The organism is Pseudomonas sp. JS3066 (assembly GCF_036328175.1).
In the GTDB taxonomy this organism is placed as follows: Bacteria; Pseudomonadota; Gammaproteobacteria; order Pseudomonadales; family Pseudomonadaceae; genus Metapseudomonas.
On sequence record NZ_CP143312.1, the window covers coordinates 5,197,136 to 5,223,342 of the forward strand.

Here is a 26,207-nt window from a genome sequence, read left to right on the forward strand (position 1 = left end):
AATGAAAGCCTTCGGCAAAATTCTGGGCCTTATCTTCGTCGGGCTGTTGCTGATCATAGTGGCCCTGGGCTTCGCCCTGACCCACCTGTTCGACCCGAACGACTACAAGGATGAAATCCAGCAACTGGCCCGGGACAAGGCCAACCTGGAACTTACCCTGAACGGCGATATCGGCTGGAGCCTGTTCCCCTGGCTTGGCCTCGAACTGCACCAGGCGACCCTGGCCAGCGCCGTCACCCCGGAAAAACCTTTCGCCAATCTCGACATGATTGGCCTGTCGGTGCGCGTACTGCCACTGCTGCGCCGTGAAGTGCAGATGAGCGACATCCGTGTAGAAGGTCTCAACCTTGACCTGCAGCGCGACGAAAAAGGCCGCGGTAATTGGGAAGATATCGGCCGCCCGGCCAAGGCGCCGGAAACCGCCCAGACAGGCACCCCAACGCCCAGCGCCCCTGCGGAAGAGACCAAACCGGCACCCAGTGACGAAGAGCCCGCACGCCCGATCAAACTGGATATCGACAGCCTCACCGTGCACAACGCCCGCATCGACTACACCGATGCCAAGAGCGGCAAGCAATTCAGCGCTGAAGGCATCGAGCTGACCACAGGCGCCATCCGCGAAGGCGCCAGTATTCCACTCAAGCTCAGCGCCTTCTTTGGCACCAACCAACCGGTACTGCGCGCCAAGACCGAACTCGTTGCCAACCTGCGCTTCGAACGCGCACTCAAGCGCTACCAGCTGGAAGACCTGAAGCTGAACGGCGAAGCCTCGGGCGAACCGTTCAAGGGCAAGACCCTTACCTTCAATGCCCAGGGCCAACTGCTGGCCGACCTGGCAGCGAACGTCGCCGAGTGGAACGGACTCAAGCTGTCAGGCAACCAGCTGCGCGCCCTCGGCGAACTGAAAGTGCATGACCTGGACAAGGACGCGCGGCTGGAAGGCGGCCTGTCCATCGCCCCACTCAATCTGCGCGAATTCCTCACCGGCATCGGCGTGGAGTTGCCGCCGATGAGCGACGCCACGACCCTGCAGAAACTCGAGCTGGTCGCCAAGCTCAACGGCAGCGCCAACAGCCTCGCTCTTGAAGGCCTGAACCTGAAGCTCGACGACAGTACCCTCAGTGGCCGCCTGGCCGTGGCTGACTTCGCCAGGAAAGCCGTACGCATTCAGCTCAAGGGCGACAAGCTGGACCTCGATCGCTACCTGCCGCCCAAGTCCAAGGCCAAACAGGAAGCCCAGACCGCCCGCCAGGCCGAGGTGAAGCCCGCCGTGGCCGCAGCCAGCCAGGGCAACACGCCTCTGCCCAATGCGCCTACCCAGGCTGCCTGGAGCGAAAACCCGGTACTGCCTGTGGATCAGCTGCGCAAGGTCGACCTTGAGGCCACCCTTAACTTCGGCCAGCTCACCGTCGACAAGCTGCCCATGGATGACGTCAGCCTCAAGGCCAACGGCAAAGGCGGCCTGCTGACACTGGAAGACCTGCGCGGTGGCCTGTTCGGCGGCAGCTTCGTGGCCAACGCGCAGATCGACGCGCGTCCGGCCGTGCCGCTGCTCAAGGCGCAGAAACGCATCAACAACGTGCCGGTGGAGAAACTCCTCCAGGCCCAGGACCAGAAACCCCCGGTGCGCGGCCTGCTCGACCTCAACACCAACATCACCAGCAGCGGCAATAGCCAGAAGGCGTGGATCGATGGCCTTAACGGCACGGCCAGCTTTGCCTTGAACGACGGGGCATTGCTCGACGCCAACCTCGAACAGCAGCTTTGCCAGGGCATCGCCACCCTTAATCGCAAGAGCCTGAGTGAAACCCGCGGTGGCAGCGAGACCCCCTTCCGCGAACTCAAGGGCTCCCTCGCCTTCAACAACGGCGTAGCCACCAACCCCGACCTGCTCGCCAGCATTCCCGGCCTGAGCGTCAAGGGCGACGGAGCCGTGGACCTGCGCGTGCTTGGCCTGGACTACCGCGTCGGCGTGATCATCGAAGGTGACAAGAGCGCAATGCCGGACCCGGCCTGCCAGGTCAACGAGCGCTATGTCGGCATCGAGTGGCCACTGCGCTGCCGCGGCCCGCTGGAACTGGGCGCCAAGGCCTGTCGTCTGGACAAGGACGGCATGGGCAAGGTCGCCGCCAAGCTGGCCGGAGACAAGCTCAACGAAAAACTCGAAGAAAAGCTCGGCGACAAGGTCAGCCCGGAACTCAAGGACGCGCTCAAGGGGCTGTTCAAACGATGACCCCCGAGCAGTTCTCCGGCGCCGTACTCGACTGGTACGACGGCCACGGCCGCAAGGATCTGCCCTGGCAGCAGGGCATTACTCCCTATCGCGTCTGGGTATCCGAAATCATGCTGCAGCAGACCCAGGTCAGCACGGTCCTGGGTTACTTCGACCGGTTCATGGAAGCCCTGCCCAGCGTGCAGGACCTGGCCGCAGCGCCGGAAGACGAAGTGCTGCACCTCTGGACCGGCCTTGGCTACTACACTCGCGCCCGCAACCTGCAGAAGACCGCGAAGCAGGTCGTGGCCGAGTACGGCGGCGAATTCCCGCGCGATGTAGACCAACTCGCGGAGCTGCCGGGTATTGGCCGCTCCACCGCCGGCGCCATCGCCAGCCTGTCCATGGGATTGCGCGCACCGATTCTCGACGGCAACGTCAAGCGCGTACTGGCCCGCTACGTCGCGCAGGACGGTTACCCGGGCGAGCCGAAAGTGGCAAAGCAGCTCTGGGAAGTAGCCGAGCGCTTCACCCCTCACGCGCGGGTCAACAACTACACCCAGGCGATGATGGACCTGGGCGCCACCCTTTGTACCCGCAGCAAGCCCAGCTGCCTGCTGTGCCCGCTACAGAAAGACTGCCGCGCGCACCAGCTTGGCCGGGAGACCCACTACCCCGTCCCGAAGCCGCGCAAGTCCCTGCCGCAGAAGCGCACGCTGATGCCCCTGCTGGCCAGCCGAGATGGCTCCATCCTGCTTTACCGCCGGCCATCGAGCGGACTTTGGGGCGGGCTCTGGAGCCTGCCGGAAATGGACGATCTCGACGCGCTCGCCCCGCTGGCGAGCCAGCATGCCTTGCGCCTTGGCGAGCGCCGCGAACTGCCCGGCCTGACGCATACGTTCAGTCACTTCCAGTTAGCCATCGAGCCCTGGCTGGTGGCCGTGGAAGGCAGCGCCCCCGCCGTGGCCGAGGGCGACTGGCTCTGGTATAACCTCGCCACCCCGCCGCGCCTGGGGCTAGCAGCCCCGGTGAAGAAGCTGCTCAAGCGCGCGGCCGACGTATTGAATGCAGGAGAACCGCGATGACCCGCACCATCATGTGCCGCAAATACAAAGAGGAACTGCCGGGCCTCGAGCGTCCGCCGTATCCGGGCGCCAAGGGCGAGGACATCTTCAACAACGTCTCGAAGAAGGCCTGGGATGAGTGGCAGGCCCACCAGACCATGCTGATCAACGAGCGCCGCCTGAACATGATGAACGCCGAGGACCGCAAGTTCCTACAGGCTGAAATGGACAAGTTCCTTTCCGGCGAGGACTACGCCCAGGCAGAGGGTTACGTCCCCCCAAGCGCGTAAGCGCCCGTAATAACTAAAAAAATTTTCAAAAGGGTGTTGACGAGGGGCCGGCAAATCCGTTTAATAGCGCCCCGTTGCCCAGGTAGCTCAGTTGGTAGAGCAGGGGATTGAAAATCCCCGTGTCGGCGGTTCGATTCCGTCCCTGGGCACCACTAATACCATCCAAAGAGCCCCGGCCATGTGCTGGGGCTTTTTGTTTTCAGCACCCCTCAAAGCCGCCGGGCACGATATGAACGGCGCTGCTAACCTCACTGCGAAGCGCCTCGAAGCAGCCCCCAACGGGACTCGACCCGAGGGCACCTGGGGGGGCTGCATGAAGGGAATCGTCTTCAACCTGCTCGAAGAAGTGGTCACCCGGCACCAGGGCGAAGATGCCTGGGACGCCCTTTTGGATGGCAGCGGCCTGGACGGTGTATACACGGCCCTCGGCAGCTACCCCGACGAACACATCTACCGCCTGGTGGCCGCCGCCGCCGAGGCCCTCGACATGCCCTCCTTCGAAGTGCTGCGCTGGTTCGGCCGCGAGGCCATGCCGTTATTAGCCAAACGCTACCCGGCCTATTTCGATGCCCACGACTCGACGCACTCCTTCATCCTCAGCGTCAATCAGATCATTCATCCCGAAGTTCGCATGATCTATCCCGGCGCGGACGTTCCCACTTTCGGGTTCCGCGACGACCCCGACGGCACACTGATGATGACCTACCGCTCGCCACGCCGCCTATGTGCTCTGGCCCACGGCTTCATCGAGGGTGCGGCGATGCATTTTGGAGAGTCCCTGGGCATCGACCACCTTGCCTGCATGCACCGCGGCGACAATGAATGCCGCTGCCGAATCACCTTCTACGGCAATTGCCAGGGCTGATCGAGCATGGACGGTGCATCGCGCGATCCGGAAGCCGACAAACTTCGCCGGCGCCTGCAACGCGAACACCAGGCGCGCCTGGAAGCGGAGCAGATAGCCGAGCACGGCCTGCGCGAACTCTACGAAAAACAACTGCAGCTGCAATTGCTCGAATCCATCGCCGATGCCGCCAACGGTGCCGCGACCGTAGCCGACGGACTGAGTTTCACTGTAGCCAGCGTCTGCCAGTACACCGGCTGGCAGATCGGCCACGCCTACCTGACCGACCAAGTCGAAGGCGAAGCGCGGCTGCGCTCGGCTGCAATCTGGCACTACGCCGATGAGCAGCGCTTCCACGAATTCCGCCAGGTAACCGAAACCATGGAGTTTCCTCCGGGCTTCGGCCTACCTGGCCGCGTGCTCTGCAGCGGCACCCCGGCGTGGATCGCCGATATCAGTCAGACCCCCGAATTTTGCCGCGTGGATGCCGCGGGCCAAGCCGGCCTCCGGGCCGCGGCGGCCTTCCCTGTGTTGGCGGGCAGCGAGGTCGTCGGCGTACTGGAGTTCTTCGCCAACTGCGTGCTGGAGCCCGATGAGAAGCTGCTGCACCTGATGGCACAGATCGGCGTCCAGATGGGGCGAGTGGTCGAACGCAAACGCGCCGAAGAGCAACTGGTCGACGCCTTCCATGATCCGCTGACCGGCCTGCCCAACCGCGCGCTCTTCTCTGATCGGCTATCCCGCGCGGTAGCTCGCTGCAACCGGCACCGGGAAGCAGCCTTCGCCGTCCTGTTCATCGACCTCGACCGCTTCAAATTGGTCAACGACAGCCTCGGACACCTCGCCGGCGACTTGTTGATCATCCAGGTCGCCACGCGCCTGGGTGGCTGCCTGCGACAGACCGACACCCTGGCACGCATGGGCGGCGATGAATTCACCATCCTGCTGGACTGCATCGGCAATCCCGACGCCCCGGTACGAGTCGCCGAGCGCCTTCTCGACGCCCTGGAGCCACCTTTCCTGATCAATGGCGAGCAGCTCTATATCAGCGCCAGCATCGGTATCGCGCCAAGCGACCTGGGTTACGAATCGGCCGAGGAAATCCTGCGCCACGCGGACCTCGCCATGTATCGCGCCAAGACGCTGGGCAAGCACCGCTTCGAGATGTTCGACCACAGCCTGCACGAGCTGGCGGTGGGCCGGCTGACCCTGGAAACACGCCTGCGCAACGCCCTGCAAAATGGCGAGTTCGTGCTCCATTACCAGCCCATCGTCTGCCTGGCCAGCGGGGAACTGGTCGGTGTCGAAGCACTGGTGCGCTGGCAGGTTCCAGAAGGAGACCTGGTCTACCCAGGCGAATTCATCCAGGTTGCCGAAGATACTGGACTGATTCTGCCCCTCGGATTGTGGGTGCTGCGCGAAGCCTGCCGCAGTGTGGCTCGCTGGCAACGCGAGCTGCCAACTCAGCCGCCACTGACAGTCAGCATCAACCTCTCCGCCCGGCAGTTCGCGCAACACGACCTGGTACTGCAAGTGCGCGCCATCATCAATGAAGCCGGCATCCTTCCAGATTGCGTGCATTTGGAAATCACCGAGAGCGTATCCATGGCCGACTCCGAGCGGACCATCATCGTGCTCCAGCAACTACACGACCTCGGCGTACGCATCAGCATCGACGACTTCGGCACGGGCTACTCCTCCCTGAGCTACCTGCATCGCTTCCGGCTGGACGTCCTGAAGATCGACCGCTCGTTCATGATCCAGCTAGACCAGTGCCCGGAAGGCCTGCAAATCGTGCAAACCATCCTCAGCCTGGCCCGCAACCTGGGACTGGAAGTCGTTGCAGAAGGAGTCGAGACCCAACGGCACCTGACGATTCTCAAATCCCTGGGCTGTGATTTCGGCCAGGGCTACTACTTCGCCAAGCCCCTACCCGAGCCCGCCCTCATCGCGCTGCTTCAGGACAGACCGCAGCCCCTTGGGCAAACAGGGACCGATCCCGGCGCTTTCGTCACGCCAATCCAATAACTGATTGATCCAAAAGGAAAAAGGCAGAAAGCTTGCACCAAGGTGCAATTTCCGGGCACTTCAGCCTGCAGCCGAGGCTTTTTTGCTACCGCGACAAGCAACTGCAGCGATGCGACAAACACGCCCATAGAGCCATCCAAGGGGCCTTCGTCGGCTTTCGCGTGGCAAAGCGCTATGCTAGCTTGCCCTCGCCAGGAAGGCCGCCCCACCGCCAGAGTGCCCACGAAAAACAAGAGGACCCCCCATGGCCCAAGCCACGCCAGCGCTTGAAATCCGCAACCTGCACAAACGCTACGGCGATCTCGAAGTGCTCAAGGGCATATCCCTCACCGCCAATGACGGTGATGTGATCTCCATCCTCGGCTCCTCCGGCTCCGGCAAGTCCACCTTCCTGCGCTGCATCAACCTCCTGGAAAACCCTCACCAGGGCCAGATCCTCGTAGCTGGCGAAGAGCTCAAGCTCAAGCAGAGCCGCACAGGCGAATTGGTCGCCGCCGACAACAAGCAGATCAATCGCATGCGCAGCGAGATCGGCTTCGTCTTCCAGAATTTCAACCTCTGGCCGCACATGACGGTGCTCGACAACATCATCGAAGCGCCACGCCGCGTGCTTGGCCAGAGCAAGGCCGAGGCCACCGAAATCGCCGAAGCCCTGCTGGCCAAGGTCGGTATCGCCGACAAGCGCCATGTCTATCCGACCCAGCTTTCCGGCGGCCAGCAGCAGCGTGCGGCCATCGCCCGCACCCTGGCCATGCAACCGAAGGTCATCCTGTTCGATGAACCCACCTCGGCGCTGGACCCGGAAATGGTACAAGAAGTGCTTAACGTGATCCGCGCGCTGGCCGAGGAAGGCCGGACCATGCTGCTGGTCACCCATGAAATGAACTTCGCCCGGAACGTCTCCAGCGAAGTGGTTTTTCTTCACCAGGGACTGGTAGAAGAGCAGGGTCCGCCAGAGAAGGTATTTGACAACCCGCAATCGGCGCGCTGTAAACAATTCATGTCCAGCAATCGCTAAAACACGGAGCAAAGAGCGTAATGAAGAACTACAAGAAGATTCTGCTGGCCGCGGCCGCTACCCTCGCCTTCGGCACCAGCGCCGTCGCCGCCGACAAGCTCAAGATCGGCACCGAAGGCGCCTATCCTCCCTTCAACCTGATCGATGCCAGCGGCCAGGCCGGCGGCTTCGACGTCGAGATCGCCCAGGCTCTCTGCGCCAAGATGAAGGCCGAGTGCGAAGTGGTCACCTCCGACTGGGACGGCATCATCCCCGCCCTGAACGCCAAGAAATTCGACTTCCTCGCCGCCTCCATGTCCATCACCGAAGAGCGCAAGCAGGCCGTCGACTTCACCGACCCCTATTACACCAACAAGCTGCAGTTCATTGCCCCGAAAGGCACTGACTTCAAGACTGACAAGGCAAGCCTGAAAGGCAAGGTGATCGGCGCCCAGCGCGCGACCATCGCCGGCACCTGGCTGGAAGACAACATGAAGGACGTTGTCGACATCAAGCTGTACGACACCCAGGAAAACGCCTACCTCGACCTGTCCTCCGGTCGCGTCGACGGCGTGTTGGCCGACAAGTTCGTGAACTGGGAATGGCTCAAGAGCGACGCGGGCAAGGACTTCGAGTTCAAGGGCGACCCGGTATTCGACAACGACAAGATCGCCATTGCCGTGCGCAAGGGTGACCCGCTGCGCGAGAAGCTGAACGCCGCGCTGAAGGAAATCGTTGCCGACGGCACCTACAAGAAGATCAACGACAAGTACTTCCCCTTCAGCATCTACTGACCTGCCCGTCCGGTGCCGCCCTCGCGCGGCACCGGCGCTTGAGCTCTCATGACCCTCGACCTTTACGGATTCGGCCCAGCCCTGGCCGCGGGCACCCTCATGACCATCAAGTTGGCGCTTTCCGCGCTGGCGGTGGGACTGGTGCTCGGCCTGCTCGGTGCATTGGCCAGGACTTCCTCCATCAAGCCACTGCAGTGGCTGGGTGGCACCTATTCCACCATCGTGCGCGGGGTCCCCGAGCTGCTCTGGGTGCTGCTGATCTACTTCGGCACGGTCAACCTGATGCGCACCCTTGGCGAATGGCTGGGCCTTCCAGAACTGGAACTCAACGCCTTCGCCGCCGGCACCATTGCCCTGGGCCTGTGCTTCGGCTCCTACGCCACCGAAGTCTTCCGCGGCGCCATCCTGGCCATACCGAAAGGACACAGAGAAGCCGGCATGGCCCTCGGACTGTCCAAGGCGCGCATCCTCTGGCGGGTCATCCTGCCGCAGATGTGGCGCATCGCTCTGCCGGGTCTGGGCAACCTGTTCATGATCCTGATGAAAGACACCGCACTGGTCTCCGTGATCGGCCTCGAGGAAATCATGCGTCGTTCGCAGATCGCCGTGACCGCCAGCAAGCAGCCGTTCACCTTCTACATGGTGGCCGCCTTCATCTACCTGGGCCTGACCATCCTTGCGATGATCGGCATGCATTGGCTTGAGAAGCGCGCAGGCCGTGGCTTCAAGCGGAGCGCAGCATGAACTGGGAAGTCATCCTCAAATACCTGCCGCAACTGGCCCAAGGCGCAGTCCTGACCCTGGAGCTGGTGACCATTGCGGTGGTCGCCGGCCTGATCCTCGCGCTGCCAATGGGCATCGCCCGCGCATCGCGCCACTGGTACGTTCGCGCCCTGCCCTACGGCTACATTTTCTTCTTCCGTGGCACGCCGCTGCTGGTGCAACTCTTCCTGGTCTACTACGGCCTGGCGCAGTTTGAATCGGTGCGCAAAGGCCCGCTCTGGCCCTACCTGCGCGACCCGTTCTGGTGCGCCGTGATCACCATGACCATGCACACGGCGGCCTACATCGCCGAAATCCTGCGTGGTGCCATCCAGGCCGTTCCGCCAGGCGAGATCGAGGCAGCACGGGCGCTCGGCATGTCACGCTTCCAGGCACTGGTCTACATCATCCTGCCGCGCGCCGCGCGCATCGGCCTGCCCGCCTACAGCAACGAAGTGATCCTGATGATCAAGGCCAGCGCCCTGGCCAGTACCGTCACCTTGCTGGAACTCACCGGCATGGCGCGGACGATCATCGCCCGCACCTACCTGCCGGTGGAGATATTCTTTGCCGCCGGCCTCTTCTACCTGCTGATCGCCTACGTGTTGGTTCGGGCCTTCCGCCTGCTCGAGCACAAACTGCGGGTGGATGCCCTCCAGGGCCGCTGAGCCTCGACCGCTCCTCGTCCCCGGATGAGGAGCGGCCTTGGCGGCGCTATAATCGCCGCCCCTGACGCCAATCGCTTCGCCAGCATGACCAGCCCCGCGCCCCTCCAAGGCCCGCACCTGCGGGAACGCTTCACCGCCCTCGATGAATTCCTCTGCGCGCATCAGTCGATCTGGCGACCGGCCCCCTTCACCGAACTGACGCTGCCTTGGGAGAGCGAGCATCCTGAGCTGGCCGAATGGCTCCGCGAACGCTCCCTGGCCGATGCCGACGCCATCCACAATCGCCCTGAAGAATTGCAGGCGCCGGCCCCTTATCCACAGCTTGCAGCTCGCTCCGCCGAACTTTGCCGCATTGGCGAACTGCCCGCGGTATGGACAGAAACGCTACCCAATGCCTTCACGGTGGACGTGCCCGGACGCAAATGGCAGCAGATCAATGCCTTCGCCAGCCGACTGGGTTTTCGCCAGTCCTCAGAGCATTGGCTGGACTGGTGCGCCGGCAAGGGGCACCTGGGGCGGCGCCTGGCCCATGACGGCACACCACTGACCTGCATCGAACTCGACCCGCGGCTGGTAGCTGGTGGCCAGCAAATCAGCCAGCGTCTTGGTCTCGCCGCCCAGCACCGCGAGCAAGATGCCCTGGCCGACAACGCCATACGCCACGTTGCGGCCGAGCACACCGCGGTTGCGCTGCACGCCTGTGGCGATCTGCATGTGCGCCTGCTGCAACTGGCCAGCGAGGCCGGTTGCCGCCAACTGGCCGTCGCCCCCTGCTGCTACAACCGCATCCGGACGCCGAGCTATGAGCCGCTTTCCGCAGCAGCCAAGGCGTCCACACTGCATCTCAGCCGAGCCGACCTGCGCCTGCCGATGAGCGAAACCGTCACCGCCGGCGCTCGCGACCGCCGCCAGCGCGACAACTCCATGGCACGAAGGCTGGCGTTCGACCTGCTGCAACGGAAATTGACTGGCGAAGACAGCTACCTAACCGTTCCCTCTCTCGCCACCAACTGGCTGGACAAGCCATTCTCCGCGTACTGCGTGGACCTCTGCGAGCTAAAGGCACTCCCTCAGCCAGCAGAATGCGACTGGAAGGCACTGGAAATCGCCGGCTGGCAACGATTAGCCGTGGTGCGCAACCTGGAACTCCCCCGCAGCCTGTTCCGTCGGCCCCTGGAACTCTGGCTGCTACTGGACCGAGCCTTGTATCTCGAGGAGCAGGGCTACCAGGTGAGGCTCGGCAGCTTCTGCCCTACTCAGCTCACCCCACGGAACATCCTGATTCTGGCCGAACGCTGAGCCTTACCCACAGAACCTGTGGATAACTTTGTTGATGAAATCTGGGCAACCCGCCGAAACGCCTCCGTCTACGCGAACGACGCGGACTGATCACTTTTTAATCGCAAACCAAAAGTCGAATAGAAACAACAACCTGCCGAATTCCGAGACACAGCGCACAAATTTCCAGAACCACCGTACCCAAAAGCATCACCATTGTGCATAAGCCGATCGCCGCTGATGCACAAAACCTCTCCAACCTGCTTCGCAGAGGTTTACTCGCCCCGCCCAATCGCTATAATGGCGGCCCCTTCTGGCCGGTATAGCTCAGCTGGTAGAGCAACTGACTTGTAATCAGTAGGTCCCGGGTTCGATTCCTGGTGCCGGCACCAATTCCGAAAAAGGCCTCGCAGCGATGCGAGGCCTTTTTCGTTCTCATGTCCCGTCCTGAATAAGGTTTACACCTTTGCCCTTATTTTCAGGAGAGCCCCGTGGTGGAAGGTGTGCGACGTAGCCAACGTGATTACACGCTGGCTTTTAAACTGGCGGTGGTCGACCAAGTCGAAAAAGGCGAAATAAGTTACCAGGAAGCTCAGGCCCGCTATGGCATCCAGGGACGGTCGACGGTGTTGGTGTGGTTACGCAAACACGGTCGGCAGGATTGGCGCCAAGGAGCATCCATTCGCACGCCAAGGAGCCTCGCCGTGTCTGAGCCAGATCTTCCACTGCCCCCCGAGCAGCGCATCAAGGAGTTGGAGCAGCAACTGGAACTGACCAACCAGAAGGCGCAGTTCTTTGAGGCCGTGGTGGAGGTGCTGCAGAATGACTACGGCGTCTCCATCGTAAAAAAAGCGTCCCGGCGAGTCCTCACGCACAAGCAAGTCCAAGGACTGAGCGTTAGCAGGGCTTGCCAGTTCATGGGGCTGAGTCGTCAGGCGTACTACCAGCGCAATCGGGCAGCGGATCGCCGTAACCAGCAGGATTGGCAGGTAGCCCAGTTCGTGCGGCGGGTGCGGATGCGTCAGCCGCGCCTGGATGCGCGAAAGCTGCATTTCCTGTTGCAGAACCAGGCGGAGACCGGGTTGCGGGTCGGGCGGGATCGCCTGTTCCAGGTCCTGGCCGAGCATCGCCTGCTGGTCATGCCCAAGCGGGCTTATCACAAGACGACCCACAGCTTTCACCGTTTCTATCGCCCCCCCCAACCTCTGCTCAAACCCGGTCCACAGCAGGTACTGCCCAGCGCGCCAGAGCGAGTGTGGGTCGCCGATATCACCTACCTGCCGGCCCAGAGCGGCCCCTTGTACCTGAGCCTGGTTAGCGATGCCTATTCGCGCAAGATTGTGGGCCACCTCGTCCATGAGGGACTGCAGGCCAAGTCGGTCGCCCAGGCCTTCAGCCAGGCGTTAAGGCAACGCCGGATGCGCCATGCGCTGATCCATCACTCGGATAGCGGCATCCAGTACTGCTTTGCACACTGTCAGCGCCTGCATACGCAGTACGGCGTGACCTGGTCGATGACCGACGGCTACGACTGCTACCAGAACGCGCTGGCCGAGCGGGTCAACGGCATCCTGAAGAACGAACTGCTGACCCAATGCCCGCAGAACCTACTGCAGGCGCGCCAGATGGTGCGTGAGGCGGCGGATATCTATAACCGCAAGCGCTGCAATACAAAACGCCCGATGCGGTGCATCGGGCGCTCTGAGGTCAGGAAATTGCCCTGAGAGGTGCAAACCTATTTCAGGACTGGACAGGATAGAACGGACCAATTCGCGTTTCCACTGGATAAACCTGCACAATCGTATGTAAGATCCATCCCCCTGTTGGTATTAGACATCCATGAGAAGGCTCTAGATCAGGCTTTTCCCTGTTCAAAGACGGCGCAACCTCGCGACCATTTGCCCTCAGAGGAAACGACGTAGCAAAGGAATGCTCCGTGACAGCTTGCTTTACCTCCGCACGAATCGCGCACGTCCAATCAACGACGCTAGAGGCATTCTGGCAATGCCTAGACAGTGCGCGCTCCCATCAAAAACGCACCGTGCCGCACAACAGCACCACTATGGGGCGCGTTTACCGACGCGTGGTGTGTGACCAATTGGTCGCTTACCCTATCCTACGCTTCGTGACATTGCTCACAGAAAAGCACTTCGAGGCTCGGGGCGACCCTGCACCGGAAACTCAAGGTCTTCAATGACTCTAAGAATCTCAAGCTCAGGAGATCGTTGCCTTGTCCAGAATCCCCCCCCATCTCGTCGAAACGGCATGCTTCATGCTGCCGGCAAAGCAACGCCTCTCCTTGTCTCACCGCTGCTAGTAACGGACTACCCATGAAGCTCATTCCCGTAATCATCTGTGGCGGCGCAGGCAGTCGTCTGTGGCCCATATCACGCACTTGCCATCCGAAGCCCTTCATGCCTTTGCCCGAGGGCGGGAATCTGATTCAGAAAACTTTTCAGCGCGCCGCCAAGCTGGAGGGCGTTGGCGAAATCCTGACGGTTACCAACCGTGAGCTGTTCTTCAAGACCGACGACGAGTACCGGCAGGCCGGATTTCCGCAATGCCGTTCCAATTTCGTTCTGGAACCTTTTGGTCGCAACACGGCAGCCGCCATCGCCGCTGCAGCGCTCGACCTGGCCAGCCGGGAAGAACCCGATACCATTCTTCTCGTCCTGCCTGCGGACCATCTCATCCGCCAGGAAGAACAGTTCGCGGCAGCCGTGGCAAACGCTGTCAAACTGGCCGCACACGGCTGGCTGGTGACCTTCGGCATCAAGCCGGAGTATCCCGAAACCGGATTCGGCTATATCGAACTCGATCCGTCTGCGAAGCTTGCCTCCGGGTTCAAGGTCAACCGTTTTGTGGAGAAGCCCGACCTTCCAACCGCGCAGGATTACCTGGAATCAGGCAATTACCTCTGGAACTCCGGCATGTTCTGCTTCCGATTGGGCACCTTGCTCGATGAGTTGCAGCAGCACGCTCCTGATGTACTGCAGAGCGTATCGGCCAGTCTGACCGGCAAGGTCATGTCCGATGAGAAGGGCCAACACTGCACCAATATCGACCCAGACCGATTCAATCTGGTGCCCGATATCTCCATCGACTACGCGTTGATGGAGCGCTCCAACAAGGTTGCCACGGTTCCCTGCGACATCGGCTGGAGCGACATCGGTTCCTGGAACGCATTCAGCGAACTTACCAAGGCGGATGAAAGCGGCAACCGCTGCAACGGCGAAGTACTTCACCATGGTTCGAAGAATAACTTCATCCATAGCCAGGATCGCCTCACTGCCCTAGTCGGCGTCGAAGACCTGATCGTCGTCAACACCCCTGACGCGTTACTTGTTGCCCACAAGGACAATGCCCAGGACGTAAAACATATCGTTGGCCAACTCAAGAGCCTGAACCACGATGCGCATGCGACCCATCGCACCGTCTCCAGACCCTGGGGCACGTATACAACTTTGGAAGAGGGGCATCGGTTCAAGATCAAACGCATCGTGGTCAAGCCTGGCGCATCCCTGTCACTACAGATGCACCACCACCGCAGCGAACACTGGGTAATCGTCACAGGCATGGCCAAGGTCATCAACGGCGACCAGGAATTGATGCTGAACAACAACGAGTCGACGTTCATTCCAGCAGGTAACAAGCACCGCCTGGAGAATCCCGGCGTCATTGATCTGGTGATTATCGAAGTCCAGTGCGGCGACTACCTGGGTGAAGACGACATTGTCAGATTCCAGGACATCTACGGCCGAGCGGGACAATAATCCGGCCAGCCTTCTCGTCCGCCATAACCAAGAGCCTTTCCTGACCCCTCAGGAAATACTGGAGTCTGAATGTTTGGCTTGCTTTCCAGCCTTTGGCGTTACCGGGGATTTGTCGCGTCGTCCATTCGCAATGAGTATATGACCCGCTTTGCACGCAGCAAGGCGGGCGGGCTCTGGATGATTATCCATCCGCTTACCCAGGTCGCGATCTACGCGCTCATCCTGTCAAACGTCCTGGCAGCCAAGCTGCCCGGCATCGAGCACACCTATGCATACGCCATCTACCTGATGGCTGGGTTCTTGGCCTGGAATCTCTTCCATGAAATTCTCAGCCGCTGCCTGAGCCTGTTCATCGACAATGGCAACCTCATGAAGAAGATGGTGTTCCCGCGCATCACGTTGCCCGCGATCGTGGTGGGAACCAGCCTGATAAACAATGCACTCCTGCTGCTGGCGGTCCTCGGCGTATTCCTCCTGCTGGGCACTCCGCTCCCCGGTCAAAGCGCACTCTGGCTGCTGCCACTGACTGGCCTGGTGGTGATGTTCGCGCTAGGAGCAGGATTGTTCCTTGGCGTGCTGAATGTATTCATCCGTGACGTTGGCCAAGTAGTGCCAATCGCCCTTCAGCTCCTGTTCTGGCTGACTCCTATCGTCTACCCAATGAGTATCGTCCCGGACTGGATCAAGGACAGCCTGACACTCAATCCTCTCTTCACCATCGTTACCGCCTACCACGATGTGCTGGTCTATGACCGCCAGCCCAACGTTCATGACCTGGCGATCATCCTGGCAAGCTCCGCCGGCCTGCTCCTGCTCAGCCTGATCGTGTTCCGCAGAGCCAGCCCCGAGATGGTGGACAATCTATGAGCCTGCTCAGCGTTCGCAACCTGGGCAAGGCCTATCGCTCGTATGGCTCAGAGTGGCACCGAGTAGCCCGCTGGCTTGGTATTCCGATTCGCCCCAAGACGGAGCACTGGACGCTGAAGGGCATCAGTTTCGACATTGGCCGGGGCGAGGCACTTGGCATTGTGGGGCAGAACGGAGCAGGCAAGAGCACTCTGCTCAAGCTGATTACGGGAACCCTGCAGGCCACCGAAGGACAAGTCCAGGCGCATGGCAGGATCGCCGCGATTCTAGAGCTGGGAATGGGCTTCAACCCGGAGCTGACTGGCCGCCAGAACGCCTTCCATGCAGCAGGCCTGATGGGGTATCCGACGGAACAGATCGAACGAGCGATGCCGGACATAGAGGCATTTGCGGAGATCGGCGAGTACTTCGATGAGCCGGTGCGAGCTTACTCCAGTGGCATGCAGATGAGAGTGGCTTTCGCCGTTGCCACGGCTTTCCGGCCTGATCTGCTGATCGTCGACGAGGCCCTCTCGGTCGGCGACGCGTACTTCCAGCACAAATGCATGGAGCGAATCCGCAGCTTCCAGGAGCAGGGCACCTCCCTGCTTCTCGTGTCCCACGCACCGGACACCGTGCGCCAGTTCTGCCAGAAGGCGATTCTTCTCAAGAATGGCCATCTTGTAATGGAAGGCGATGCCGCGAGCGTCATGGATTTCTATCGAGCCGACCAGGTCTGGAGCACATGCGGTGACAAGGACGAAAGCCAAATCACTCATGCCTCTGCCCTTCACGAGGAGCGTGACACCAAATTCGTGCTCGCGAACCGTACCGCTGGGCCTGTGCAAGTCAGCATTGTCAGCGACAAGAACGCGATTCACAGTGGCGATGACGTGACCCTGAATATCAGCGCCAATTTCAACGAAGGAAAGTCGGACCCACACATTGGCTTCGGCATCCGGAACAAGCTTGGCATCGTGATCTACGAAGCCAACACGTACACCCTTGGCTACAGGTCCGAGCCGGTGCAAGCCGGCGGCGCTGTGACCGCCAGTTTCAACATGAAGTGCGACCTGGCCCCAGGAACTTACGAACTGATGATTGGCGTGGCTGCGGGAGGGTACGACAAAGGATCGTTCCAGGAGTCGATCTTCTTCGACCAGTCCTTCGTCATCTTCGAGGTGGCTCTGGGCGCACATACGGGCTGGGCCGGCCTGTACAACATCCAACCTGAAGTGAAGTACCCGGCATGATCGACGAGATTATCGACAACTTCAATTCCAGTAGCTACGACTTCCGGGAGCATGCCAACCCGAACGACCCACTGGCTCATCTGTTCGACGAATGGGTCGACTACTACCGGATGAAGTGGTCGATCGCCAAGGTCATACAGCCCAGGCGCATCCTGGAAGTCGGCGTGCGGTTCGGGTACTCGGCACGCGCCTTCCTGGCCGCCAGCCCCAAGGCGGCCCTTCTGGGGATCGACATCGATAGCGCGGACTTTGGGGGCCAGCCGGGGGCCGTGGACTGGGCACAGGAGTCGATCCGCAAGGATGGCTTCGACTTCAGTGTTCTCAAGACAGACACCGCCAAGCTCACGCGCCTTCCTGGCGAGACCTACGATCTGATCCATGTCGACGGGCAACAGGACGGTGATGGCACCTTCCATGACCTGGATCTGGCACTACCGCAAAGCCGCTTTATTCTCGTGGACGGTTACCACTGGACCCGCTCCAATTTCCTTGCAGTCAACGAGTGGATCTGGCTGAACAAAGCCGCCATCCACTCGGCGTGCATGATCCCTGGCTATGCCGGGGAAATGCTGATTCGCACCCGTCTCGATAGCAGCATCGGCTCCCGCATGAATAGCGGGAGTAGCGGACCGCTGGCCGACACGTACACCAAGGACTACTACCTGAACGACTGCGGTGGCTTCAGCGAGTGGAAACGCAGCCAGGGGCGCGAGGTAGACCCGCGCCTGCAGGCGGTCGCGGACGCCGCCTACGCCGTCACCAATCCGACCTCGGTAGTCGACCTGGGCGCTGGCCGCGGCGAGTTGACTCGCCTCTTCGCACTCAAGGGGGCGACCGTCACCTCGATCGATTACTCGAAAGATGCCTGCGAACTGACCCGGCGTACTCTTGCCGACGAAGAGGGTATCGCCAACCGGGTCGAAGTCATCTGCGACAGTGTGCTCAACGAGTCCGCCTACGCTGAAAGCTACGATCTTGCCGTGGCCTCGGACATCATCGAACACCTGAGCCCCGAGGAGAACGATCAGCTTTATGGGCTTGTCAGCCAAAAACTGAAGCAGACTCGCGGCGCGTTGGTCATCCATACGGCGCCAAACCTCTGGTGCTACCAGTATGAGCACCCACGCCAGCAGCGACATGCGATAGCGGCCGGTTTCTGGCTGCCACGCACTCGCCGCACCTGGTATGAACGGCTGATGCATATCAACGAGCAGAACCCGCGGGTGCTTAAGGAGCAACTCCAGAGGCACTTTCCTCACGTACTGCTCTGGTTCACCGACCACACCATGGGTGGGAGCCTCATACGGCGATTCGGAATTCGCGACCTGCGTACCGCATCCAGCATTTTTGCAATTGCGTCACACCAACCCATTGACAAGGAAGCGGTCGCGGATGCCTTCCGGATGCTGGCGCTCCCCGAACCCGACGCGCGCAATATCACCCTTGAAGCAGCCGACGCCCCACCACTGGTCACTTCAGGCCAACTGTTCTCCATCAACGTCACGATCACCAACAACACAGGGGCCAGACTCGCCAGCTTGCCTCCCTGCCCGCTGAATCTGAGCTATCACTGGCTGGACGAGCTTGGCAATGTTGAGCATTTCGAGGGCTTGCGCACCCCCCTCGATCAGCATCTGGATGCGGGCTCCTCCGGAAACTATCAGCTCAGCGTCAGGGCCCCATCGGCACCGGGGAAGTACGTGTTGCAAATCACTACCGTCCAGGAACAGGTGCGCTGGCACGAGAGCGACGGGGAGGGACTGTCGCAACGAATTAATGTCATCCCCACTCACAGCTAGTTGTGGAGTCTGAGGCTTGCCAACCACATTCTATAGGGCATTTGAAGAGCGCCTGCGGGGCTCCCGGGAACTGATCAAGGAACGGCAAAAGGTCTATCTGCCTTTTCTTGAGCCCTTGAAACAAATCTACTCTGAGAACCAGGCCCTCGACCTGGGTTGTGGCCGTGGCGAATGGCTGGAAGTGCTCCAGGAAGAGGGCTTCCAGCCCCATGGCGTGGACTTGGACGAGGGAATGCTGGAAGCCTGCCAGGTACGGAACCTTCCGGCCGAGCAGGCGGATGCTATCGCAGTGTTGGAGCGCACGCCGGATGCAAGTCTGTCCGTCGTTTCAGGATTCCACATCGCTGAACACATACCCTTCTCCAGCCTTCAGCAGTTGGTGGCCCAGGCACTCCGTGTACTGAAACCGGCCGGTCTGTTGATCCTGGAAACCCCGAATCCGGAGAACCTGGTAGTCGGTACCAACAACTTCTACCTTGACCCCACCCATGAGCGACCCATTCCGCACCTGGCGCTCAACTTCCTCGCGGAATACTCGGGGTTCCAGCGCACCAAGACCCTCCGTCTCCAGGAAGCACCGCAGCTGGCCACTGAAACCAACCTGGAGTTGATGCACGTGCTGGGCGGATCGAGCCCCGATTACGCGATCATTGCCCAGAAGACTGCGGACAATGAACAACTGGCGCTGTTCGATGAGATGTTCACCAAAGAGTACGGGCTGGCACTGGATATGCTGGCATGGCGCTATGATAGCGGGCTGAAATCAAGCATCAGGGAAATTGCCGAGAAAGTGGACAGCAACACTCAAAAGGAAGTGGCTCTCAGCGGCCAACTGGACCAGCTCCAGAGTCGGGCAGAACTGCTTGAACAGAAAGCCCAGAACTCCGACGCAAGCATCGACTTGGTACGTAACCAGGCCCAGCATGCCGCTGAACTAGCGGCGCGAGCACAGGCAGGTGCGGCCAGCCTCGAGCTGCGAGCCGTGCAACTGGAAGCCGTTGTCGATCAGCTTCGCCTTCAGCTACAGGAAGCTGGGTTGCGCCATCAGCAGGCGGAGACGCGGAGCCAGCAAGCAGAACTCGCCTTGCGTGAATGGCTGTCCCGAGCCTCGCAGGCCGAGGCTCGGCAAGCTGCATCCGAAGCGATCAATGAGTCGCTTCGGCAGCAAGTGAACAGTGCCACATCCGAGCTTCTGGCAGCCTTCAAGTCCCAGCAGAAGCTTGAGCTCATTCTGGAACATACCCAGCAGGAGCTGGCAACAATCCGCAGTCAAGCGGACAGCCTTCGCCAGGAGCGTGACGCGGCGGCCACGGAAGCAGCTCGTGGCAAAGAGCAGATCCGCCAACTCGAGTACCACTATGAGTTGTTGAGCGTACAGGCTCGGAATCTGGCAGAACAGGTTTCCGCCGAGGACATGCATGCCCGTCAGTTGCTTGAACAGGCCTTTGTGCAAGCAGACGAACAGAAAACGCTGCTCGAACTGGAACTCGGAGAGCTGAAGCGCCACACCGAAATGCTGGAAGGCGAGTGCGAAGAGGCCAAGCGCGAGTATGCAGGGGCCAGCGAACAGGTCGATCACCTCGAGACACAACTAAATGCGCTGAACCTCCAGCTCAACAAGCTGACCGCCGAACTCTCGGCAGTAAACGACCATAAACACCAGATCCACTCGGACCTGCTCAGCACCGAAGCCTACAAGCACAGCCTGCATGCCTCGCTGGTAGGCCTGGAAGATCGGATGCACACCATCCAACACCAGTTGAACGAATCGCTGGGCAATGCCCATCACTGGTGGCAACAGGCCGTGGCGCAGGAGCAGCGGGTCAAGTCACTGCTCAGCAGTACGTCATGGCGCATAACCTGGCCGCTGCGAGCGCTCTCTCGCACGGTCAGTTGGATCGCCAGCCTTCCGATCAGGCTGGTCAAGGCAATAGCGCGTCCACTCCTGCATATGGCAATGCGCACGGTCTTGGGCCGTCCCACCCTTCGAGCCCGCCTGGCACGCATGATCCAACGCCACCCCAAACTGCATCAGCATCTGCGCCTCTTCGCAAAGCGCCGCAACCTGATAAGCGATTTCCCGCCGGTGGATACCACCCTGACCGTCCACGAAGGTTTTTCTACCCCGCAACAGGGAGGTCTCGACCAGTCAGGCGAAGCTCCAGGGGGCCCCGACCTGTCGGCCCTTTCCGCAGAGGCTCGGCGCTATTTCCATGAACTCAACAACGCGATCGAGCAGCAAAGACCAGGAAGCCTGTAATGCGAATTGTGATTGACCTGCAAGGCCTCCAGGCCGAGTTCCCGGCTGCCCAGAACGAACTGCTCACCCTCGTAAAATCACTCGCGCGTCACGCTTGCGCCAGTGCACATGAGCTGCTGATTGTCCTAAACGGCCAGTACGAAGAAAGCATCCTTCCCATCAGGCGCTCCCTTGCAGATGACCTGCGCCCGGAGGACATCCGCGTTTGGTTCGCGCCACGGAGCCAGGCTGCGAATGGGCCATTCAGCGAACTCATCCATCAGGCGTTCCTGACCAATCTGCAGCCGGACCTCCTGCTGCTGAGCGACCTGTCTATCGATGTAAAAACGTTTGGCATGCTTGCGGACAACCCCAGGGCATTCAAACTCGGACTGATCCTTGCCCAAGGCGCCAAATCTCAGTTGCCTGGCAAGGCCGCCGAGCAGTTCGACATGATCCTGGCTTCTGATGACAGGAAGGTGAGGCACACACGGGACGACGCCAAGCCTGGAAACCGCCTTGTCCGCCTCGAGCCGATGCAGGACCTACTCGATCGTCTGATCGCGGCCATGGGGAGTCAACCACAGGCTCCCGCCGACCTGAGTCTTCTAAGCGCGCGCAAACCGAGGCTGGCCTATGTCTCCCCCCTGCCCCCTGAACGCTCGGGGATCGCTGACTACAGCGCGGAACTCATCCCGTTCCTGGCTCGCTACTACGACATAGACGTCGTCGTGGACCAGGCTGAAATCGCGGATGAGTGGATCCGTGCGCATTGCCATGTCCTGTCGATGGCCGACTTCGAAAGATCCGGACAGCAGTACCAGAGGATTCTGTATCACTTCGGCAACAACCCGATGCACGTGAAGATGTTCGAGCTGCTCGAGCGCTTCCCAGGCATCGTGGTTCTGCACGACTTCTTTCTCAGCGGCGTGCAGTGGTACCGGGAAGCGCATGGTTTCGTCAGGAACTCGCTGTGGAACGAACTCTACCTGGCCCATGGCTACAAAGCGGTCCAGGAGCGCTCTCACGAACACGACGAGCCCGTCGTATTCCGCTACCCCTGCAACTTCAGCGTCTTGCAGAAAGCACTCGGCGTCATCGTTCACTCGGAAAACTCGCTACGCCTCGCCAAGCAGTGGTATGGGCTGGAAAGCGGCCTGAGCGTCATTCCGCTGCTGCGACACCCGGCCGAGCAAATCGACCGCCAGCAGGCACGCAAGGAGCTGGGTATCTCAGAAGACGATTTCCTCGTTTGCAGTTTCGGCTTTGTCGGCAAGACCAAGCAGAACCACAGGCTACTCGATGCCTGGGAAGCTTCATCGGTGCTCAGCGGCGACAAACGCTGCAAACTGGTGTACGTCGGCGACATGGACGACTCCCCCTATGCGCGCGAACTGGCCGAACGCGTGCGCAAGCACGGCAAGTCCGGAACGGTCCGCATCAGCGGCTGGACCGACGCGCATACCTACCGCCTCTATCTGGCCGCCGCGGATGCTGCGGTCCAGTTGCGAACCCTCTCGCGCGGAGAAACATCCGCAGCGGTTCTCGACTGCATGAACTATGCGATCGCCACGGTGATCAACGCCAATGGTTCCATGGCTGACATTCCGAACGAAGTCGTCCGTAAGATCCCGGATGAATTCTTCGACTCCGAACTGACGGCTGAACTGGAGTTCCTGCGAACCAAGCCCAAAGAGCGCCAGGCACTCGCCCGCCGCGCCCAGGAATTCCTCCACACCGAGCACGCACCTGATCATTGCGCCGAGGAATATGCGCAGAGCATCGAGGCGTTCTACCGAAAGAACGCCTTCGGCCCCAGAAATCTGGTGACCTCACTGGCCAGACTGCTGCCCTCCAGCCCGAGTGAAGAACAACTGAAGGAGCTCAGCCAGATTCTGGCGCTGGATTTCCCCCGCCGACGCCCTTCCCACACCCTCTTCGTCGACGTGTCCGTGGTTGCCCGCGACGATTTCAAGACCGGCATCCAACGTGTTGTCCGCGCGCTGACCCTGGCGTTGATCGAGGCACCGCCGGAGGGTTTCCGCATCGAGCCGGTTTACCTGAGCGAGGACCACGGCGCCTGGCATTACCGTTATGCCCGTGACTACACGCTTGGGTTGCTCAACTCAGCGCGGGGCTGGATCGGCAGTGATCGAATCGAAGCACAGCCGGGCGATATCCTGCTTGGCCTCGATCTCGCCGGCGGATACGTGATCCAGGCGGATCGAGAGGGTGTCTATCGCGACCTACAGAATCGAGGGGTGCAGGTGTCGTTCGTGGTCTACGACCTGATTCCCGTGCAGTTCGACAACATCTACCCGCCGGGCTTCAAGGAGGGGCATGCCGACTGGCTGAAAGTCGTCGCCAAGGCCGATTCAGCCATCTGCATCTCCCAATCAGTGGCGAACGATCTTGCCGAGTGGGTGGCCGAGAACGTACCCGAACGCACATCCGAACTGGATATCCGCTGGTTCCACCTGGGGGCTGACCTGGATACCACGTCCCCCTCTACCGGCATGCCCGAGAACGCCACCGATTTGTTGGCAAGGCTCTCCAGCACGCCTAGCTTCCTCATGGTGGGAACTGTCGAGCCGCGCAAGGGCCACAGCCAGGCGCTGGACGCCTTCGACAAGCTCTGGTCCGAAGGTTGCAACTTCAATCTGGTGGTGGTCGGCAAGGAAGGTTGGATGGTCGATGCCCTGGCAGCCCGTTTCCGCAATCACCCCGAACTGGGCAAGCGCTTGCACTGGCTGGAAGGGATCAGCGATGAGTACCTGCTGAAGGTCTACGCCAACACGTCCTGCCTGCTGGCTCCGTCCCTGGGCGAAGGGTTCGGCCTTCCACTGATCGAGGCGGCGCAGCACAGGCTTCCGATCCTGGCGCGCGATCTACCGGTATTCCGTGAAGTGGCGGGAGAGCATGCGTTCTATTTCAGTGGCACGACTGCAGATAGCCTGGCGACTCCGATCAAGGAGTGGGTGAAGTTGTATCAGAACGACAAGCAACCGACTTCCGATCAGATACCGTGGATGACGTGGAAGGAAAGCACGGAGCAAATAAAAAGCTCCTTACTTTCCAGCAGGACAAACTCTACAGAGCATTTCAGCATCCATTGAAATTAATGAACCAAGGACTGAATCCAAAGCCTACCTACAAATGATAGAACAGATAAGAGCAAAAATGAACAGAAGAAAAAGCACCTACCTATATACAGCCATTAATGTTGCCGTATTGGGAGTACTGCTGTACTTCTTCAAGTTTAATCTGCCTAGCCTATTAGGGGCACCGTTTGAGTATCACGGTGACTCACTGGACATGTTGCGTAGGTTCAAGATGCTCCTAACGGGTGAGTGGTCAGCTCTTTCCGTCCCTGTATCCAAGGACCTTGGAGCACCTTTTGGCTTCAATGGTGGAGACTTTCCGCAACCAATCGCAGCACAACTTCTTCTTCAAAAAATAATTACCACCATCTCTGGCGACATTTTTCTTGGCTTCAACCTGTATGTCACCATTTCTTTCTTTTTGTCAGCATGCGGAATGTGTTTTGCGCTCAGAAAACTAGGAGTTATACCTTCTGTATGCCTGGCAATTTCAGTCCTCTACACTTTCATACCATTTCATTATTTACGCATTAGCCATACCAACTACATCCAATACTTTTACCTGCCAATAGTAATCTACATAATAACAAGAATCTGGGATGAAGCACCGCCATTTATAAAGAAAAGAGGCAATTCCCTTACCTTGGACTTAAGCTCAAAAAGCATGCTCATGCTTTTCTTTGTCCTAGTGTTTTCTTCATGGAATTTCTACTATTCATTCTTTATTGCAGCCCTGATTATTGCCGCAACACTATCGGCCTGGTGGAACTCAAAAAATAAATTCCACATAATCTCAGGAAGCATCTTGCTTCTGGCCTCCATACTTCCGACCGCAGTAGGACTAGTTCCGTATATTAAATACAAACACGACTTCGGACAGAACAATGTTGTTGCCAACAGGGCCCCACAGGAATCTGAAATATACGGACTAAAAATTGCAGAAATGGTCCTTCCTGTACCCGGCCACAGAATCGAATCACTATCGAAATTGAGAAATAGCTATGACAGTACTTCCCCCCTTTCGAACGAGGGAGTCACTGCGTCGATTGGCATAGTAGGAACAGCAGGATTCTTACTGCTTATCCTCCTACTTGCAACTTCAAAAGATTTCTCCGGAAACCTCAAAAGACTGTCCGTACTCAACATCACTTGCATCCTACTTGCCACTATTGGAGGAGCCGGCTCAATTCTAGCGTACGTCTTCTCAACCCAGCTCCGCGGCTATAATCGAATCAGCATCTTCATAGCAACAGTATCCCTCATGGCAATTGCGATAGCCCTATCTCATGCTGCGAGACACTTCAACCTACATCGTTACGCAGTGCACTGCATTGCCGCCACAATACTGTTTGTTGGCCTTTTTGACCAGATCCCCGCCCACTACGCACTAACACCAAACACCGACGACAAGGCACGATTTGACTCGGACGTCATCTTTTTTAGCTCCATATCCAAAGCACTCAACAAAAACAGTAACGCACAAATCTTCCAACTCCCATACATGCACTACCCAGAAAGCCAAACGGTAGTAAACATGCCTGACTACATGCACCTAACGGGCTACCTACACAGCGAACGTATTTCTTGGTCATATGGGGCAGTCCGGGGCCGCGAGGGCGACGCTTGGTACAAGCGGGTTTCCAGCCTTCCCGCCCGCAACTTGCTGATCGCCTTAGAAAACTCAGGATTCAGCGGAATCTACATAGATAGAAGAGGCTACGAAGACCGAGCGATTTCCTTACAGGCGGCAATATCGACACAACTTAACCAACCCCCAATCGAAAGCCCCGATGGAACCAAGATTTTTTATAAACTATCGCCTGTGTCGAACAACCCTGAACAATACAAAGAAGTTCTAGATACTGGATTTTACAATTGGGAAGGAAATCCTGGCAGCTTTGCATGGTCAAAAGGCACTTCAAGACTCTCCTTCCAAGGTGAAGAAAAGCGCCCAACTAAGTATAAAGTTGAGTTCAAGCTAAACACCTTAACCCCCCGCAGCGTCACGATTCTTTTTGATAATCAAGAGCGAATACTTAATATCCGACCAGGCTCGCCAACCACAGTAGAACTACAAATAGAGACTGAGCAGGGAAAAATAGAAATAAACTTCAAAACCGATGAGCCACCAACGCAACCTGGGGTCGACGACAAGAGGTTTCTAGCCTTCGGCATTCGTGACTTAAGGATTTCCGAAGAGGGCTCGTCAGAGAATTTGATTGATAAACAAAACAAGTTTTTCGAAGAAAACTAACGGAA

Annotated in this window: 16 protein-coding genes, 2 tRNA genes and 2 pseudogenes; all 20 read left to right on the forward strand. The window is 59.4% G+C overall.

Annotated features, from left to right (window positions below; translation table 11 throughout):
* Position 1: 1 nt before the first annotated feature.
* The 20 genes and pseudogenes from SA496_RS24415 (at position 2) to SA496_RS24510 (ending at position 26,202) form a co-directional block, all read left to right on the forward strand.
* Positions 2-2,233, forward strand: a complete 2,232-nt coding sequence (locus tag SA496_RS24415; RefSeq protein WP_330114610.1) for an AsmA family protein — start codon at positions 2-4, stop codon at positions 2,231-2,233.
* A complete protein-coding gene (gene mutY, locus SA496_RS24420) occupies positions 2,230-3,297 on the forward strand; it encodes an A/G-specific adenine glycosylase (protein WP_330114611.1) in 1,068 nt (355 codons plus the stop codon). The genes SA496_RS24415 and mutY overlap by 4 nt, the downstream gene beginning before the upstream one ends.
* Positions 3,294-3,566 (forward strand): oxidative damage protection protein, encoded by a 273-nt coding sequence (locus tag SA496_RS24425; protein ID WP_077525683.1) that lies wholly within the window; start codon positions 3,294-3,296, stop codon positions 3,564-3,566. The genes mutY and SA496_RS24425 overlap by 4 nt, the downstream gene beginning before the upstream one ends.
* A gap of 76 nt (positions 3,567-3,642) precedes the next feature.
* Positions 3,643-3,718 (forward strand) — tRNA-Phe (locus tag SA496_RS24430).
* A gap of 161 nt (positions 3,719-3,879) precedes the next feature.
* Complete coding sequence (locus tag SA496_RS24435; protein WP_120654086.1) at positions 3,880-4,431, forward strand: heme NO-binding domain-containing protein; 552 nt, start codon at positions 3,880-3,882, stop codon at positions 4,429-4,431.
* 6 nt (positions 4,432-4,437) lie between these two features.
* A complete protein-coding gene (locus SA496_RS24440) occupies positions 4,438-6,438 on the forward strand; it encodes a putative bifunctional diguanylate cyclase/phosphodiesterase (protein ID WP_330114612.1) in 2,001 nt (666 codons plus the stop codon).
* Positions 6,439-6,682: 244 nt separating this feature from the next.
* Complete coding sequence (locus SA496_RS24445; protein ID WP_120654084.1) at positions 6,683-7,456, forward strand: ABC transporter ATP-binding protein; 774 nt, start codon at positions 6,683-6,685, stop codon at positions 7,454-7,456.
* Positions 7,457-7,476: 20 nt separating this feature from the next.
* A complete protein-coding gene (locus SA496_RS24450) occupies positions 7,477-8,229 on the forward strand; it encodes an ABC transporter substrate-binding protein (RefSeq protein WP_120654083.1) in 753 nt (250 codons plus the stop codon).
* Between the two features lie 48 nt (positions 8,230-8,277).
* The gene (locus SA496_RS24455) at positions 8,278-8,973 is read left to right on the forward strand and encodes an ABC transporter permease (protein ID WP_120654082.1); all 696 of its coding nucleotides are present in this window, start codon (positions 8,278-8,280) and stop codon (positions 8,971-8,973) included.
* Entirely contained in the window at positions 8,970-9,659 is a 690-nt protein-coding gene (locus SA496_RS24460) for an ABC transporter permease (protein ID WP_120654081.1), read from the forward strand. The genes SA496_RS24455 and SA496_RS24460 overlap by 4 nt, the downstream gene beginning before the upstream one ends.
* An 84-nt stretch (positions 9,660-9,743) precedes the next feature.
* Entirely contained in the window at positions 9,744-10,958 is a 1,215-nt protein-coding gene (locus SA496_RS24465) for a methyltransferase (protein ID WP_330115666.1), read from the forward strand.
* A gap of 295 nt (positions 10,959-11,253) precedes the next feature.
* Positions 11,254-11,329 (forward strand) — tRNA-Thr (locus tag SA496_RS24470).
* Between the two features lie 99 nt (positions 11,330-11,428).
* Positions 11,429-12,642: pseudogene (locus SA496_RS24475) on the forward strand (IS3 family transposase).
* Between the two features lie 625 nt (positions 12,643-13,267).
* A complete protein-coding gene (locus SA496_RS24480) occupies positions 13,268-14,710 on the forward strand; it encodes a mannose-1-phosphate guanylyltransferase/mannose-6-phosphate isomerase (RefSeq protein WP_330114613.1) in 1,443 nt (480 codons plus the stop codon).
* A gap of 69 nt (positions 14,711-14,779) precedes the next feature.
* The gene (locus SA496_RS24485; RefSeq protein WP_330114614.1) at positions 14,780-15,577 is read left to right on the forward strand and encodes an ABC transporter permease; all 798 of its coding nucleotides are present in this window, start codon (positions 14,780-14,782) and stop codon (positions 15,575-15,577) included.
* Complete coding sequence (locus SA496_RS24490; RefSeq protein ID WP_330114615.1) at positions 15,574-16,809, forward strand: ABC transporter ATP-binding protein; 1,236 nt, start codon at positions 15,574-15,576, stop codon at positions 16,807-16,809. Before SA496_RS24485 ends, SA496_RS24490 begins: the two co-directional genes overlap by 4 nt.
* Complete coding sequence (locus SA496_RS24495; protein WP_330114616.1) at positions 16,806-18,608, forward strand: methyltransferase domain-containing protein; 1,803 nt, start codon at positions 16,806-16,808, stop codon at positions 18,606-18,608. The genes SA496_RS24490 and SA496_RS24495 overlap by 4 nt, the downstream gene beginning before the upstream one ends.
* A 16-nt stretch (positions 18,609-18,624) precedes the next feature.
* Positions 18,625-19,479 (forward strand): annotated as a pseudogene (locus SA496_RS29385) (class I SAM-dependent methyltransferase); the annotation flags it as partial.
* A gap of 1,388 nt (positions 19,480-20,867) precedes the next feature.
* Positions 20,868-23,963: a glycosyltransferase gene (locus tag SA496_RS24505; protein WP_330114618.1), complete on the forward strand. Its 3,096-nt coding sequence runs from the start codon at positions 20,868-20,870 to the stop codon at positions 23,961-23,963.
* 64 nt (positions 23,964-24,027) lie between these two features.
* Entirely contained in the window at positions 24,028-26,202 is a 2,175-nt protein-coding gene (locus SA496_RS24510) for a hypothetical protein (protein ID WP_330114619.1), read from the forward strand.
* Positions 26,203-26,207: the final 5 nt, after the last annotated feature.

Coding starts and splice junctions, on each gene's coding strand:
- SA496_RS24415 (WP_330114610.1), top strand. CDS start 2: ATGAAAGCCTTCGGCAAAATTCTGGGCCTTATCTTCGTCGGGCTGTTG.
- mutY (WP_330114611.1), top strand. CDS start 2,230: ATGACCCCCGAGCAGTTCTCCGGCGCCGTACTCGACTGGTACGACGGC.
- SA496_RS24425 (WP_077525683.1), top strand. CDS start 3,294: ATGACCCGCACCATCATGTGCCGCAAATACAAAGAGGAACTGCCGGGC.
- SA496_RS24435 (WP_120654086.1), top strand. CDS start 3,880: ATGAAGGGAATCGTCTTCAACCTGCTCGAAGAAGTGGTCACCCGGCAC.
- SA496_RS24440 (WP_330114612.1), top strand. CDS start 4,438: ATGGACGGTGCATCGCGCGATCCGGAAGCCGACAAACTTCGCCGGCGC.
- SA496_RS24445 (WP_120654084.1), top strand. CDS start 6,683: ATGGCCCAAGCCACGCCAGCGCTTGAAATCCGCAACCTGCACAAACGC.
- SA496_RS24450 (WP_120654083.1), top strand. CDS start 7,477: ATGAAGAACTACAAGAAGATTCTGCTGGCCGCGGCCGCTACCCTCGCC.
- SA496_RS24455 (WP_120654082.1), top strand. CDS start 8,278: ATGACCCTCGACCTTTACGGATTCGGCCCAGCCCTGGCCGCGGGCACC.
- SA496_RS24460 (WP_120654081.1), top strand. CDS start 8,970: ATGAACTGGGAAGTCATCCTCAAATACCTGCCGCAACTGGCCCAAGGC.
- SA496_RS24465 (WP_330115666.1), top strand. CDS start 9,744: ATGACCAGCCCCGCGCCCCTCCAAGGCCCGCACCTGCGGGAACGCTTC.
- SA496_RS24480 (WP_330114613.1), top strand. CDS start 13,268: ATGAAGCTCATTCCCGTAATCATCTGTGGCGGCGCAGGCAGTCGTCTG.
- SA496_RS24485 (WP_330114614.1), top strand. CDS start 14,780: ATGTTTGGCTTGCTTTCCAGCCTTTGGCGTTACCGGGGATTTGTCGCG.
- SA496_RS24490 (WP_330114615.1), top strand. CDS start 15,574: ATGAGCCTGCTCAGCGTTCGCAACCTGGGCAAGGCCTATCGCTCGTAT.
- SA496_RS24495 (WP_330114616.1), top strand. CDS start 16,806: ATGATCGACGAGATTATCGACAACTTCAATTCCAGTAGCTACGACTTC.
- SA496_RS24505 (WP_330114618.1), top strand. CDS start 20,868: ATGCGAATTGTGATTGACCTGCAAGGCCTCCAGGCCGAGTTCCCGGCT.
- SA496_RS24510 (WP_330114619.1), top strand. CDS start 24,028: ATGAACAGAAGAAAAAGCACCTACCTATATACAGCCATTAATGTTGCC.